The sequence below is a fragment of the Leptotrichia sp. oral taxon 223 genome, from assembly GCF_013394795.1.
Lineage (GTDB): Bacteria > Fusobacteriota > Fusobacteriia > Fusobacteriales > Leptotrichiaceae > Leptotrichia.
In genome coordinates, this window is record NZ_JABXYU010000001.1 from 488713 (window position 1) to 504576 (window position 15864).

Here is a 15864-nt window from a genome sequence, read left to right on the forward strand (position 1 = left end):
CTTTTTTTTATTTAAAAATTCTCTTCAAATATCCAAATAAATTATTTTAAATATTCTAAAATATTTTTCAATTGCAATCCCATTCCGATTTTTAAACTTTCCTCATCAATATTAAATTTTGGATGGTGCAAATCATAGATTAAACCTTTTTCTTCCACTCTTGTTCCCAGTCTAAAAAAACATCCAGGAATTTCATTTAGGAAATAACTAACATCTTCAACATCCATTCTAGGCTGTTTTATTAATTCCAGAGCATTTTCACCGTATAAATCAACAATATTGTTTTCTACTTTTTTTGTCATTTCTTCGTTGTTAATTACAGGAGCATAGCCACGCTTGACATCTACATTTGCTGTTCCGCCTAGTGATTCTACAAATTTAGGCAAGTCTTTTTCAATTGTTTCAATTATAAATGTTCTTGTTTCTTCGGACATTGTTCTTGCAGTCCCTCTCATTTCCACTTTATCGCAGACTACGTTATCAGCAAAGCCTCCGTTGAATGCTCCAATTGTAATCACAGCTTCTTCTCTTGGATCAATTCTTCTGCTTACTATTGACTGCAAGTATTCCATAACTTTTGCTCCGATTAAAATTGCATCGACTCCTTTGTGCGGTAATGCAGCATGAGCAGAAGTACCATTTATCGTAAGGTGTATTCTTGCTGACGAAGCGTGTGCCTTTCCATATTTTATTCCAATTTTTCCAAGTTCTATTTCTGGAGCCATGTGCAATGCAAAAAATGCATCTATTTTTCGATTTTTATCACTTTCAAATTTTAATGCTCCATTTTTTATCATTCTATCTGCACCGCCAGTTGTTTCTTCCGCTGGCTGGAAGAAAAATCTCACAGTTCCATGCCACTTATCCTTATTATCTGCCAAAATTTTTGCTGCTCCAAGCTGAATAGTTGTATGTGCATCGTGTCCGCAAGCGTGCATTTTCCCAATATTTTTTGACTTATATTCAACTTCATTTTCTTCCAAAATTGGCAATGCATCAATATCTGCACGAGTTGCAACTGTCTTATTTTCCATATTTTGCTTATCATTATAAATTGTCGCAACAACTCCTGTATTTATAATCTCAGAAAATTCAATTCCATTTTCCATTAAAAAATTTTTTATAAATTTACTTGTTTCAAATTCTTCATCCCCAAGTTCAGGATTTTCATGAATAACTCTTCTGACTTTTACCATTTCATCATAAATTTTATCAACATTTTCTTTTATAAACTCATTTATTCCTCGTGAATCCATTTATTCTCACTTCTCTTTCTAAAAAATTACATAATTTTATTATATCAAAAAATACTATCTTTGTAAATTTTTGAAAAATAAATAGACTTGCTCGAAAACTATATGTATTTAAGATTTGATAAAATAAATGTTCTGAAACAAAGAGGCTTAACTCCTTGTGAAAATAAAAAAACTTAAGTTGTCGAATACATCTATAAATAACTTTAATATAATTTTTATTTTTTTAAAATAAAATCTCTAGCCTTTTCAGCGATATTTTTTTTAGCAAAAAATATTTGTATAGAATCAAAAGATTTATTAAGAGTAAAATTCAAAGAATAATAATTTCCTCCTCGACTAAGAAATTTATCAACTTTCACATCATAAATCCAAGAATAAGGGATTATATATGCGGGATAAACACAAAATAAATATCTGTTTCCAAGTTTTAGATCACTTTGCAACATTATTCCAGTTCTAACTATTCTATCAGAATTAATAAAATCTTCTTTTGCATAAGTTAAAAGGTTACCCTCATCTAAATCATCTAACATTTTAAAAATTCTTTTATTTTCTTTCTTTCTCATAAACAATGCAAATAATAATAGAAAAAGTATAACAAACCATAAAAAAATTGGAATGCCAAATTTAATAAGCACAGAAGTTATAGGGCTTATGGAAAAATCAGGATACTCCTTTACAAATTCCAGTTCTTTAATATACTCTAAATATCCACCAAATAAAATATATACAGTGTCTACTATTAACAAAAAAATTTCTATACAATAAATCGGGTTTGCCGCTCTTTCTATTTTTAATATGTTATAAAAAAATTCACGTGGCCCCAGGTCTTTTAAATTCTCATCAATTTCTACGAATACAGTTTTTCTCATTATTCTTTTTCTTGCTGCTAAAGCAAGAAATATTGATAAAATAAAAATTAAGGGTATAAACATTATCTCACCAATCATTCCAAACATTATCATTTAAAACACTTCCTTTTCAGTATAAAATATTGTCATTTCTGCACAAGCAAAATAATAGTAATTTATTTAAAAAATTCTATATCTCTAATTTAATCATATTTAATAGTATATGGTATAGAATATTCTTTTAAAATAGGTGTTAATTTCTGTATTTCATCCAAAACCATTTTTTCAGTAACAATAAGTGAAATTTTACTTGTCTGAAAAAAACGTTTAACCACTTTTGCATTTTTCTTATAAATCCTTATTTGCCCTCTGTAAGAATTACGAATACGAGTACAGTAAAATTCTACATAATCGATGTCGAAAAGCGGGATTTTTTTTGTAGGTATAGAATTAAGATGTAAGTTTTCATTTTCTACATAAAAACATTCCATTGTATTCTTTCTGACTATTAAATATATAAGAGTTGCACTAGAGATAATAAGTATTACCAGTTGTAGTATTATCATACTAATAATCATTTTATATTCCTCCTTAAATATTTACACATAATCTTATCTTTTAAATCTTATTAAACTCATCGTCTACTAATACTTCATATTTTTTGAAATACTTTTTCAATAAAATATAATCACTTGTTTTTATATCTAGCTCAGCAAATATATTCTTTTTTCTATCTAAAATTTGAATAATAGGAATATTATACTTTCTTCCTTTCTTAAATTCTTTAGTATAGAAATTAATAAAATTTATGTTCTCAATTTTTATAGATTTTATTTCATTTTTATTATATAACAGAGTAATCTCTTTATTACTTATATTTAACGAATATTTTTTATACTTAAGCATTTTTAAAAGCTCATAAACTCCATAAATTGTGAAAACAATCAATAGAATAAGATAAAGAATATCTTTATATTCCCCTTTCTTATATGTCTTAACAAGAGCAATAGGTATCACAATAATAAATATAAGAAGTAACAAAATATTCGAAAATAAATCAAAATTACTAACGAAAGCTTTAACTTCAAATTGATCTGAAAGTTCTAAATTTCCAAGAATTTTTAATTTATTTTCTGTATTATAGATATCTAAGCTAACTAGAGGTAAAGTTATCATAAAAACTAAAATACCCAAGATAGAATATTTTAAAATTATCATTCTTATATCTGAACTTCTATCTAAAAATATCAATTGAATTAAAGAAATAACTACAAGTACTAGAAAGATATTTAACATTATTTTTCGTGCTTTCTTTTGCCTTGCTAAATTTGGAACAAAAAGATTCAATTTTTCATCAAAAATATACCCCTGTTTATCCGTATTTGCTTTATTAGTTTCAATGTTTTTCTTAAAAATTAAATTATCTGTATAATTTTTAGCTTCTAATAAAGACATATCCTTATTTTTATGAAGAAAAGCAACTGTTTGTAATTTTTTATTTTCATTAATCAAAGAAGATAAATTTTTTTCATCTTCTTCAGAAATAGATATATTTTTTTCATAGTGTTCATTATTGATTTTTTTATCAATACAATCCTTAGCTTCTTTTAAAGTCATTCCTGTTTTATCTTTAACAAAGACAATAGCATCTATTTTTTTTCCTTGTTCAAGTAGTGAAATAATATATTCCTCATCTTTTTCTAATAATTCCACAGTATTTTACCTCTTCTTTTTAAAATTCTTTATATTGATTATCTATTGTTACATTATATTTTTCAAAATATTTTTTTAATGAATAATAATCAGTAGCACTTATAGTCATTTCAAGAAGCTTTTTTTCTTCACTATCAAAGATTTGTAAAGTAGGATTTCTATCCCTTCTTCCTCTTCCACGAGCAATAGCATAGAATTTAACATAACTTATATTATCTGTTGTAATAAATTCTTTTTCATCATTTTCATAATATATTTTTATTGTTTTTCCAATTATGATTAAAGAATATTTACTATTTATAAATTCTTTAAAAAGTGTATAAAAATTATAAATAGATGCCACAATGGCAAAAATTAAATAAAAAATATATCTAGTTGAAAATTGCTTTAATATATTAGGACAAGAAAAAAACATAACAATTAAAAGAACCCAAAGCATCATATATCCAAAAAATCGTCTATTTTTTAAAGCTCTTATTTCAAAATCTTTTGACAATTTCAATCCTTTAATTTCTTCTAGCCTTTTCTCTATCAGATGAATATTTATTTTTAAAACAAGATATATAGCTAAAAAAAGAAAAAATATTACATGGGTATAAGCTAAAAATGATCTTTTCTCATAAGAAATTTTATTCCAAAAATATATTTGTATTAAAACAGCAACAAAAGATATTAATGATAAAATCAAAAGTACTTTTGCGATTTTTTTTTGTCTTGGTAAATTAGGAACATACATATTTAACTTTTCATCAAAAATATAGCCCCATTTTTTAGGTTCATTCATTCTATAAGCCTCCAAATATTATTTTTTTCTAATAAGAATAAAAGCAGAAATTATCACAAGAGTAATACCTAAAATGATACCACTTAATCCAATAACTTTATATAATTCAATATATTTTAACAAGCTAACATCAGAATTTTGAACTCCAATATGAGCAACATAAAGAATGAAAATTCCAAAAATAAATATTAGAATTCCACTAACAAATAATAAAATATACCCAGGAAATGAATAATCTTTTTTTGTTAAACTTCTCTTTTTAAAAGGAAAAGTACTATATGGATCTGTATTTTCAGGAGCATTTATTCCTGCATCTTCAGTTAATTTTATACTCGTTATGTAGCTTGTTCCAAAAATCCCTTTTCCAAAAGTACAAGAAAATTTAGAGCCAAGTTTATCTATAAAAATTTTGTGTCTCCACATTCCAGTAGAATACAAATCTGGAGAATTTTTAAATTTAAAAATGTAGATATGTCTACGCCTTCTTCTGCTACCTTTATAAATAGTAAAATAATCTCCTAAAACTACTTCTTGCGTTTCTCTATTGTGTATAAAAATTCTGTCCACTATCTTAAAAAGTATAGCCCAAGATATAAGAAGACTTGGAATAAAAATATATAAAGGTGAATTTCCTAATGTTATTATGTTTGATTTAACAATAATATACCAAATGGGTATGGTAAAAATAACAGTTGCTATAGAAATTGAAATAAAATTATAACTTGTATTATAATCAATATATGAATTACCACTAGCACGCATTCCTTTACTATGATAACATAATCTTGAAATTAAGTGCAATAATCCAAAAGCACAAATTGCTATTCCTTGTAAAGAAGAGCCGCTATTAAAACACAACATTCCACCTAATACAAAAGAAAGTATTGAAAAAAATACTGATAAGTCTATTAAAACTGATAATAAAGAAAAAATAAACAAATATGCTAAAAATAACATTACTCACTCTCCACAGTTTTTATTTCACTAATCCTAAAAGTTCTTCCCTATTTAACGGTTCAACCATAATATATGAAGCATCTATGAATCTATATTTATTTTCTGGTAAATTTTTAATAAAGTCATCATAATCCAAATGTGCAGCAACATTATAACTGTTTCGATCATTTTCATCTCCGTCAATAGTTACCAGTCCAATATTCCAGAAAGCAATATCTTCATTTTTAACCATATCTGAATTTTCAAATTCAACACTAGGTTTATAAGGAAGTATCGTTCTAAGATTTTGCGTAAGAGTATAAGCTCCTATTATTTTCCCGTCTTCCTTATTTCTGAAAAATCGCTGATTTGCCGAGAAGGCATCTAAATATTGTATTTCCTTTACCATATTAGAAAAAGTATCAATAGGGCTATCTGAATTTTCTATTCTATCAATCATTTCCTGATTAAAAGAAACAATCCTATTTACTCCAAAAATACTGTAAAGAGTCGAATCTTCACCTTTAACTCGTGATGAAATTCCTTCTATTCCATAAAGTATATCACCTTCATAGTCAAATTTATCAATATTGTCAACTGTATATTCTTCTCCCGTTTCACTTATAATTTTTGAATCAAATTTTTTAGCCAACGCTTTTATGTATTCCAATGCCAGAAGCCAATCTTCCCTGGACGATGGTGTAAAAACCCTTATGCTATAATTTTTATTTTTATTATCATAATACAATTCAAATCCTCTTGCACTTTCCTTTCCATCTCCTATTAAAAGACACTGATAATTAGAAACAGGAGATAACAGCAAATCATTAATATCAATATTTCCAGTATTGTAGCTGTAAAGCTCCTTATCCAGCAAACTCAATGCAGTTTCAACATTTAAAACTGATTCATAACCTAAAAATTTTTTCTTGTTTTTTACATAAAAACTTATACTCATTTTTTTCCTCCATAAAATTTTAATTTATTTTAATCTAATAATTCACATGTTTGCTTAACATCACATTTACAATATAAATTCTCCATTATAATTTTACTATATTTTACCATTCATTTACAGAATCTGAACCTCCCACTTCTTACGTCATGGGGTTCTAAAATCTTTAAAAATATTTAAAAATTTTCTAAGAAGTTTGATAGCTTTATACTACCCTTATTCTTTTAGGTGTGTTCAGCTCACCTCTATTGTATAGGATACTTAAATCCACAACTTTACTTTTCCTTAATATGTTTAATGCTCCATTACAATCTGCATTTATGAGTTTACCTGCACTTGTTCGATATAGTCCTCTTTTTATTCTTTTTCCACTGAATATATATTCTTGCAGATTTTCTTTATCATATACTGGAATTTCATCTCCATCAAAGAAACTTGCTTTTGATGTATAACTCTCTTCTTGCAGTTTAAATTCTATTCCATATAGTTTACATAGATATATTAATTTATCTCTTAATTTTCCATATGGTATATTTACAAAGTTCTGATTATTTACACTTCCTATATTTGAATTTCTTTGAAAATCTTCATTATATCCTAGAACTATTTTTCCTATATCATTATTAAGACAATAATTTATTATTATTCTTGCTGCTTTTGAAAGATAATCTTCTATGCGATTATTTCTCCTTCTAGCTATTCTCTTTTGCCTTAATGTTATATGCTCTATCTTTTGCTTATCTTTAATGCTTTGCAATTTTGCATTTGTCTTGTTATAGTATTGATTTATTGATTTTAATTTCCTACCATCTATTAGGAATGATGCTCCATTATTAGTTACACAAGTACAAAGATTATCTATACCTAAATCTATTCCTAGTCCATTTTCTTTATTTAATTTCCTTTGAACTTCTTCTACTTCATAAGTATATTGAATTTCAAAGTACCTAGAATGTTGTTTGGGTATTATTCTAATTTCTTTTATTTTCTTGCCTTTTAATATTGGTGGTAGTTTAATTTTAACTTCCTGATGAGTTTTCTTAAACAAATTTGAATAAGGAACTATCAGCATATCATCTTTTAATCTAACAAAACCTATAACAAGAGTTGTAAAACCATCCTTAGCAAGATATTTAGGTAATTTTATTTTTTTATTATCGTATTGACCATTCTTAGCAAGTTTTAAAAGTCCAAAAAATGATTTGAAACTTTCGTCTACTTCTTTTAGAATTTGTTGAGCCATATTAGAATTTAACTTCTTATAGTTCTCACTATTTTTAAGTATTTTATAGTTTTCATTATAACTTAAATACTTTTTATTTTTAAAATAGTATTGTCTAATATTATATATAGCTTCATTAGTTAAGTTCTTGGCTATATGAGATAAACATTTTAAATTTCTAAACTCTTTTTTACTAAGATGTTTTACCTGTTGTTTTAATGTTAAATACATATACAATCACCTCCTTTTCATCAGAGATATTATACCATGTATTCTACATTTTATCTGTCAAAAAAGTAATATTTTTTATTTATTTTTAAATATTTTTAAAGTTTTTAAAACCCCACAACAGTGGGAAGCGTCGTTCACATAAGTGCGCTACTACTTATGCAGTTCTCATGGCATATACTCCTTAATAAATTAAGGAGATTATCCTTGAACTTCTTGTTATCTCTAACAAGCACAGACTATATCTTATCCATATCCTATTTCAAGGACTTAGGCGAAACCACTTCCAATACCAATCGCTTGTATTGTACTCCCCTCACGAGGGATAGTCGTTGAACTTTCCTTTTCAGGCTTAGCTGCTGATTGTCTATTATCATAATGTTTAGGATTTAACCGTGCACCATCTAGTATATTTTTTCTGCTTTCGCTACCTTCACATTTGCCTCTTATGAGTAAGATTGCTATGTTGTGGTTATACCAGCTTTAAGAGTTCCCAGCAATTCAGTTTCTTTGTTGCACGGTTTTGCTCCGTGTCTACATACAAGTTTCCCTATATGCTTACTAAAATTCTCACACAATTCATCTCGTTCCTTGCGGTGCGAGTGTTCTTGCATTATTTAATAAAAGAGCAAGCCTAATTTGTGTTAAAAGTTCTTCTGAAAGACTGTCGTATTCACTTTCAAGTCCTTTTTCGTGTGCATAATAAGGAGGGCTGTCGTTCCAGGAACCCATTCCACCAAAAACGTCAGAAATATCTGAGGCATAAAAAAGGAGTTTATTAATTTTGGGTAATTCAGAAAAATATATTCCATAAAAAGTTTTTTGTATATTTTCAATCTCTTCGCCATTTAAAATACTAATAGCTTTTCTAAAAATATTTCCAAAATTTTGAAAATCAATTTTATCAGCTAAAATTGCTATTCTATTCAATACATCTTTAAAATCTTCTGTATTATCATAAAATTTAGGTTTTGCTTTTAGAGGGGGTTCCCATTCATGTTCTGTGTAAATAATGTGCCATTCATTATTGGAGTCTTCCCATTTTGGAGTAAAATAAGTAACTAATTTATTGTCAAAAAAGCAGACTATACTAGCTTGACTTATATTAGTAAAATTAAGAAAATCACTGTCTTTTATAGATAGAGGAATTAAGAACTTAATATTTTGTAATCCTCTATCAATACAATAATTAAACCATTTCTCAACACTTTTAGCCTTATATTTTTTATTATTAAAAAATACAAATTCAACTTTTTTTTCATAATATATGGGCTTATATCTAATCCTATTTCTTTTTTTCAAAGCACTTTTAGTGGCCAATACAATATTACATACTTGTGCTATTTCTATATTCATAAAAATAACCTCCATTTGAATATTTTGTACATAATTCTGAACACTTCAACAGTTTTATCTCATTATATGCTCATCTAACTGAATAAAGCAAACAATTTTTCTCTTTTTCAGTTCCTCTACACTTGGTAATATATCATTTTCCTCGTCATCTTCCAGTCCCACCTGAGCAATTAAATGGTCGGAAAATTCATCTTCATAAATATCACAGGTAATAAACGGAACACCTTTAATACACAGAGCATCCTGCACATCTACATAATAGATTGTATTTCTAAATACATCAAGGGTTGATTCATTAATAATAATTTTAACTTTTCCAACATAAAAAATTTCCTTTTTCTTTCTAAACATTTCATTTCCCTCTCTATAAATATTTTTTATTGATAGAACTTAGCAAAATCCAAGATTTCATCAAATATTTCATTTATTTTACCACAATTTTAAAAAAAATTAAATATATTTAAGCAAAGAAAAAAATTATAAATAGTATAAATAAATTGAATAAAATTTTTAAAAACATATGCTATAATTAATTATATTAATCAAAATTTATTTAAAATAAATTCAATATTAAAAAGGAGCTGCTATGAAAAAATTAAATTTAAAAATAGAAGGCAAAGAATGTATTTTGTATATGAAGGAAAATGAAAATACGGAATATGTTTTGATACAGCCTGTCGACGAACATGATATTGACGCTCTTGATAACGAAGTAAGATATATTTCTGAAAATATAAGTAAAAATTTTAGCCTTGCCGCATTTAAAATAGACGACTGGAACAGCGAACTAACTCCATGGGAAATGCCTCTTCTTCGTGGAAAAGGCAATTTTGGAAATGAAGCTGGTAAAACATTAGAGTTTATAAAGGAAAAATTGATTCCAAGTTTGGCAGAATTTATAAATATTCAAGAAAAGAATGTGAAATATATTTTAGGTGGATATTCTCTTGCTGGATTATTTTCGCTTTGGAGCGGTTATCAGGAAGATATTTTTGCTGGAATAGCTGGAGTTTCACCATCAGTTTGGTATAAAGATTGGATGAAGTTTGTGAAAAACAATGAGATTTTGGCAAAAAATGTTTATTTGAGTCTTGGGGATTTGGAAGAAAAGACTAAACATCAGATTTTATCAAAAATAGGAGACAATATAAGAGAATATATTGAAATTTTAGAAATTTCTGAAAATGTTAAAAACTGTATTTTAGACTGGAATGAAGGAAATCATTTTAGAGATTCTGATATACGAATGGGAAAAGGATTTGTATGGCTTTTAGAAAATTGCTGATTTTATTAACTTGCTCCCCTAAGGGTAGAGGTGAAATTCGATACTTTTCGACTATCTAGTCAATCTCTAAATAATATACATGATAACTAGAAATCTAATAAATTCATCGCTATTCACGGCTCTAAACTTCCTTTTTATTAAAGTATGAGTTATTAGAACTCATTAAAATTATTATAACAAAAAAAATGAAAAACTCCGGTTCAATTTGCCAATATTTTTTTACTTTAATACAAAGTTTTCCCCCTTAGGGTTTTTAACTACTTAATTACATTATATTTTCCAAAAAAGTCAATTAGTCAAAATTTTTTTTTAATTTATAAATTTAAACTCTATATTTTTTATGGTATACTAGTAATAGTAAAGTAATAGTTTATTTTTAGGAGGAAGTATAATGAAAAAGTTTAAATTAATAATGATTTCATCACTTTTAATGGCAGCAGGAATTACATCTTTTGCAGCAAAAACAAATAATAAAAAACTTGAAAAAAAATCAGTTGTATTTACTGGAGCAACAAAGGAAAAATGTATGAGTTTAAAAAACAGTAAAATTTATCAGACTGAGATTACAAGTACAGAATGGAAAGAGGAAGGACCTTTGGAAGAAGATGCTAATGCTAGATTTAGTGGTTCTAGTACGGCCAAGGCTTCGGCACCTGCACACTGTGTTGTAAAAGGGAAAATTGAAAATAGAAAAGGTGCAGATGGGAAAGATTATTCGATTGGATTTGAGTTGAGATTACCTGCAAAATGGAATAATAAGTTTTTATTTCAAGGTGGTGGAGGATTAGATGGTTCCGTTTCACCAGCAACTGGGACAGCCTGTCCGTCAGGATCAACCGCAGAACCAGCTCTGACTCGTGGATATGCCGTTGTAAGTACTGACAGTGGACATTCTGGAAGTAATACAAGTTTTGCAAAAGATCAACAAGCTATCTTAAATTATGCTTTCCAATCTACTGGAAAAGTTACGAATGTTGCAAAACAATTAATCAACGAAATGTATAATTTGATGCCAAAACACAGTTATTTTATGGGATGTTCAAATGGAGGTCGTGAGGCAATGCAAGCTGCTATGTATTATCCAAATGAGTTTGATGGAATTATTGCGGGAAATCCTGGATTTAGATTGTCGAAAGCTGCAATTGGTGAAACATGGGATAACAACCAATTTTTAAAATATGCACCGACTGATAAAAATGATAACAAAATAGTTGCAGACGCTTTGACGCAAGAGGATTTAGATGCTGTTGCTCAAGGTGTACTTGATAGATGTGATGCTAAAGATGGTTTGAAAGATGGAATTGTAAACAATTGGGAAAAATGTGACTTTAAACCTGAAATGGTTGAGAAAAAAATTGGAAAGAAAAAAGTAGCATTATTAAATGCAATATTCAACGGTGCGAAAAATAGTAAAGGCGAAAATGTTTACGCATCTTGGCCTTATGATGCAGGAATAAATACAATGGGTTGGCGTATGTGGAAACATGGAACTTCAAAAACAGGAACACCAAATTCAATAAATTTCATGATGGGAACAGCTAGTTTGAGTGATTATTATATAAAACCTGCAAGACCAGGAATGAAACCAACAGAATTTGATTTTGACAAAGATGTTGCCAAAACAAATGAAATTGGTGGATTAAATGATGCTGATAAAACTGATTTGTCAACATTTAAAGCTCGTGGTGGGAAAATAATTATTTATGAAGGTGTATCTGATCCAGTATTTTCAGCTCATGACATTAGGGACTGGTATAAAAAATTAGTGGAAAATATGGGAAATGTTGACAGTTTCACACGTTTATTCATGGTTCCTGGAATGAATCACTGCGGTGGAGGCCCTGCAATGGAAAACTTTGACGCATTGACAGCACTTGAAAAATGGACAGAAGACGGTATTGCCCCAGATTATATCATTGGAAAAGCTGGAAAAGAATATCCAGACCCAAATAAAGAACAACCACTTTGCCCTTATCCGAAAGTAGCGACTTATGTTGGTGGGGACAAGAATAAGGCTAGTAGTTTTGAGTGTAAATAAAACTAAACTTTTAAAAATGAGGTGTATAAATGAGTAAAATAAAATATTCATCACAATGGCAAGTTGAAAAATTAGAACATGAATATTTCAAAGAGATGAAAGAAGACTATCAACAACAGTTAGCATTGTCTCAAGAAAATCAATTTAATGATTATCAATATGACTACTATTCAGCAAAAGATGAAAATTATTATGATAAACTAAAAGAAATCCAAAGAAAAATTGCTAAAATTAATCATGATAATTATAAAGAATTTGATAATTTTTTTAAAAGTGAAGATATATTTTTGGAATATTGGGAAAATATTAAAAAGAATTATAGGATTATTTATGAAATAGAAAAAGAATTGATTGAAATGGAAGAAAAAATACATCCAACATGTGATAGACCACCTATAATAGATGATAATAAAGGGGAATTTCAAAAGTTTATAGATAATTTAAAAAAAGAAATTAATGAAAAATTATTACTAATTTGGGAATATGAAAAACCATTATTTCGATATCGATTTGATATTTTACTAACAGATTTTGAAAGAAAAGAAAAAGAAATAAAAACACTAATAGAAACTCATGAAAAAACAATAAATAAACAACTAAAAGAAACAAAAGATATAGAAGAAAAATACAGAGGGTTAATTAATGAACAAAAAAAATATGATCAAAAAATATTAGAAATGATGGGAATATTTTTAAGTATATTTTCAGTAATAGGACTAGGTGTTTCTAGTTTATTACAATTAGAAAGTAATTATTTTTCTACATGGAGTATGATTTGTGGAACAATTTTAATAACTATTTCAGGATTATTCTATTTAATAAATTTTAATGAGGAATATGAAAAGAAAATTTTAAAAAGAATATTACCAGGTGTAGTTGGGCTAATACTAATAATTATTGGTATTGTGTGCAGAAAATTTCTGGAAATTTAAATTTAATAAAAATGATGTAGAGAAAATTAATTCAAAACATCATTTTTATTTTTTCAAATTATTTGTTTTTTATTTTATATACTTTCTTTTTATCTCTTATCTTATATCCGTCATCATTTTTATTATAGTGTTTATTAAGTGTTTTTACATCTGCTTCCTTAAAAATTTTACCTTTGTAATAAGCATTATTCTTATCTTTTGTATAATCTTCATCAAGAATTTGAAAAGTATCAATATCGACATTTTTACTTTCTAATAGGACAAATTTTGTATTATCATTTTCATCTTCAGTAAAATAGTACAAATCTTTATTTTGTTTTACTAAAGAATAGTCTATTACTTCAAAATTTTTTGGCTTAAAATTTTCTATTTTTTTATTTTTATAATAAATATTATTTTTATCCTTGAAAAAATCATTTTTCAAAACTTCAAGACTATTTACATCTACGCCACTTACTTTATGTGTTCCATAATAAACTCCTGTTTTATCTTTCCCAATGGAATATCCTTCAGGCTCAAAAGTTTTTACATCTGCATCTTCTATTTTTTTAAAATTATAATAGACATTATTTTTATCTTTTGAATATTCAGAATAATTTTCAATAGGTTGTAAAGTTTTCAAATCAATTTCTGGAGAAATTTCAACTTTTTCAACAACAACGTCATTGCCCTTTTGATAAAAGTGATGTATTCCATTTTTATCTTTCACATGTGTATAATTTACAAATGGTTCAAAAGTTTTTGAATCAATTCCCTTCATCAACACTCCTTCGTAGTAAACTCCATTTTTATCTTTGTAAAAATTTCCACTCAAATCTTCAAACGTCACGGGATCCAAACCTTTTATCCGCTTTCCTCTGTCATAAACGGCATTTTTATCTCTTCCTAACGCATAACCATCTATTACTTCAAAACTTTTTGCATCTGCCCCTTTAACTCTTTTTACATCACCATCATAATTATCATAGTAAAAAACATTATTTTTATCTCGATAATACTCTTTCGATACTTCTTCAAAAGTATTTAAATCAGCATTTTGGATTTTTTTCACTTCTTCTCTTCCAAGATAATAAACCCCTTTATCATCTTTGATAATAAGTTTATTTGAGCCAACAATTTCAAAAGTTTTAGGATTTACACCTTTTATTTTTTTATTTAAAAAATATAAGTTATTTTTATCTTTCCCGTATATAGAATCTATTTTAAAACTGCCGCTATCTGCACTCTCTAATTTTTTTATTTCAATATCGATATTATAGTTATCATTTCCCGCATCCTCTGCATTTTCGACATCAATATCTGAAATTTTCTGTTCACTTTCTTTATAATTAATAAAATAAACGTTATTTTTATCTTTTAAGTACAAAAGCATCGTCATGTTTTCTCCGTCCACGACTTCTAGAGTATTCATATCTATTCTAGCAGGTTTTATTGACTTTATCGTAATTTCTCCATTTTCATATTTATCAAAAGTATAAATACCATTTTTATTAATTAGTATAGTTGGTACGTAAAACTGGACAATAACTTCACTTTTTTCTGGACTAAATCCTTTAATTTTTATAATTTCATTATTTGTAATATAAAAAACATTATCTTTATCTTTTACGATAAAAGGATTTTCAATCTGAAAAGAATTCACATCTACATTTTCTAACTTTTTATTTTTATAATAAATATTATTTTTATCACTTGCAAAATCATCATTTTCCTCAAAAATTTTAAAAGTCCTGAAATCTACATTTTTTACAATTTCCTTTCTTTCAGGTTCTATAGCTTCATCAGTAAAATAAATTTTATTTTTTTCTTTAATATAGCCCGCATTTATAATGTTTCCTGATAAAATAAGCAATGTTAAAATTTTTAACAAATTTTTCCTAATTTTCATATCGACTCCTTTTTAAATATCTAATTCTTATACTAAAACCTCGTTTAAAATACAGTAATTGTTATACACATTATCTTTTTTTCTTTTCAATTTCTGTTTTTATTATATCATTTTTTTGAAATTTACTCTATTAAATTTCTATATTTCTAATGATTTTTATTGTATAGTAAAACTGCCTCAAAAGCGAACTCAAAAGCTATGACTATTTTACTCAAACCCTAAATTTATATAGTTTTATTTTAAATGGATTCGAGTATATATTGTAATAAAATCAAGTTTTTGAAAATAAACTTACTTTTTTAACAAAAAAATGCACCTCTAATCTTGTTTGTATCCAAAATTTTTGGTGCTATTTAATAACATTATTTTTTAACAGTATATTTTAAATTTATTTAGCTAATTCCACAATTTTTTAGCATA

At 26.8% G+C, this 15864-nt stretch carries 14 protein-coding genes; 3 read left to right on the plus strand and 11 right to left on the minus strand.

The genetic code is table 11. The features are described 5' to 3' along the window. Positions 1-41 precede the first annotated feature (41 nt). The 10 genes from HW275_RS02360 to HW275_RS02405 all read right to left on the minus strand — a co-directional run bounded on the left by HW275_RS02360 (position 42) and on the right by HW275_RS02405 (position 9652). Positions 42-1256 (minus strand): M20 family metallopeptidase, encoded by a 1215-nt coding sequence (locus HW275_RS02360; RefSeq protein ID WP_178934805.1) that lies wholly within the window; start codon positions 1254-1256, stop codon positions 42-44. 215 nt (positions 1257-1471) lie between these two features. Next, positions 1472-2221: a hypothetical protein gene (locus HW275_RS02365; RefSeq protein WP_178934807.1), complete on the minus strand. Its 750-nt coding sequence runs from the start codon at positions 2219-2221 to the stop codon at positions 1472-1474. A gap of 89 nt (positions 2222-2310) precedes the next feature. Continuing rightward, the gene (locus HW275_RS02370; RefSeq protein ID WP_178934809.1) at positions 2311-2685 is read right to left on the minus strand and encodes a hypothetical protein; all 375 of its coding nucleotides are present in this window, start codon (positions 2683-2685) and stop codon (positions 2311-2313) included. Positions 2686-2725: 40 nt separating this feature from the next. Further along, the gene (locus HW275_RS02375; RefSeq protein WP_178934811.1) at positions 2726-3820 is read right to left on the minus strand and encodes an ABC transporter permease; all 1095 of its coding nucleotides are present in this window, start codon (positions 3818-3820) and stop codon (positions 2726-2728) included. Between the two features lie 19 nt (positions 3821-3839). Beyond that, positions 3840-4604 carry a hypothetical protein gene (locus HW275_RS02380; protein ID WP_178934813.1) on the minus strand — a complete coding sequence of 255 codons (765 nt, stop codon included), beginning with the start codon at positions 4602-4604 and terminating at the stop codon, positions 3840-3842. 18 nt (positions 4605-4622) lie between these two features. Beyond that, entirely contained in the window at positions 4623-5561 is a 939-nt protein-coding gene (locus HW275_RS02385) for a hypothetical protein (protein ID WP_178934815.1), read from the minus strand. A gap of 19 nt (positions 5562-5580) precedes the next feature. After that, the gene (locus HW275_RS02390) at positions 5581-6498 is read right to left on the minus strand and encodes a DUF4299 family protein (RefSeq protein ID WP_178934816.1); all 918 of its coding nucleotides are present in this window, start codon (positions 6496-6498) and stop codon (positions 5581-5583) included. A gap of 202 nt (positions 6499-6700) precedes the next feature. Further along, entirely contained in the window at positions 6701-7948 is a 1248-nt protein-coding gene (locus HW275_RS02395; protein WP_178934818.1) for an RNA-guided endonuclease TnpB family protein, read from the minus strand. Between the two features lie 576 nt (positions 7949-8524). Continuing rightward, on the minus strand, positions 8525-9301 hold the full coding sequence (locus HW275_RS02400; RefSeq protein WP_178934820.1) for an RNA polymerase subunit sigma: 777 nt from the start codon (positions 9299-9301) through the stop codon (positions 8525-8527). A 54-nt stretch (positions 9302-9355) separates the two neighbouring features. Further along, the gene (locus HW275_RS02405; protein WP_178934822.1) at positions 9356-9652 is read right to left on the minus strand and encodes a hypothetical protein; all 297 of its coding nucleotides are present in this window, start codon (positions 9650-9652) and stop codon (positions 9356-9358) included. A gap of 235 nt (positions 9653-9887) precedes the next feature. Here HW275_RS02405 and HW275_RS02410 point away from each other — a divergent pair, with 235 nt between their 5' ends. From HW275_RS02410 to HW275_RS02420, 3 genes are all read left to right on the plus strand, one after another. Further along, complete coding sequence (locus HW275_RS02410) at positions 9888-10586, plus strand: esterase (protein WP_178934824.1); 699 nt, start codon at positions 9888-9890, stop codon at positions 10584-10586. A gap of 391 nt (positions 10587-10977) precedes the next feature. Further along, on the plus strand, positions 10978-12624 hold the full coding sequence (locus HW275_RS02415) for a tannase/feruloyl esterase family alpha/beta hydrolase (protein ID WP_178934826.1): 1647 nt from the start codon (positions 10978-10980) through the stop codon (positions 12622-12624). Between the two features lie 29 nt (positions 12625-12653). Further along, entirely contained in the window at positions 12654-13556 is a 903-nt protein-coding gene (locus tag HW275_RS02420; protein WP_178934828.1) for a hypothetical protein, read from the plus strand. A 58-nt stretch (positions 13557-13614) separates the two neighbouring features. On the opposite strand, the gene HW275_RS02425 is transcribed toward HW275_RS02420, so the two are convergent. After that, on the minus strand, positions 13615-15444 hold the full coding sequence (locus HW275_RS02425; protein ID WP_178934830.1) for a DKNYY domain-containing protein: 1830 nt from the start codon (positions 15442-15444) through the stop codon (positions 13615-13617). Positions 15445-15864 lie beyond the last annotated feature (420 nt).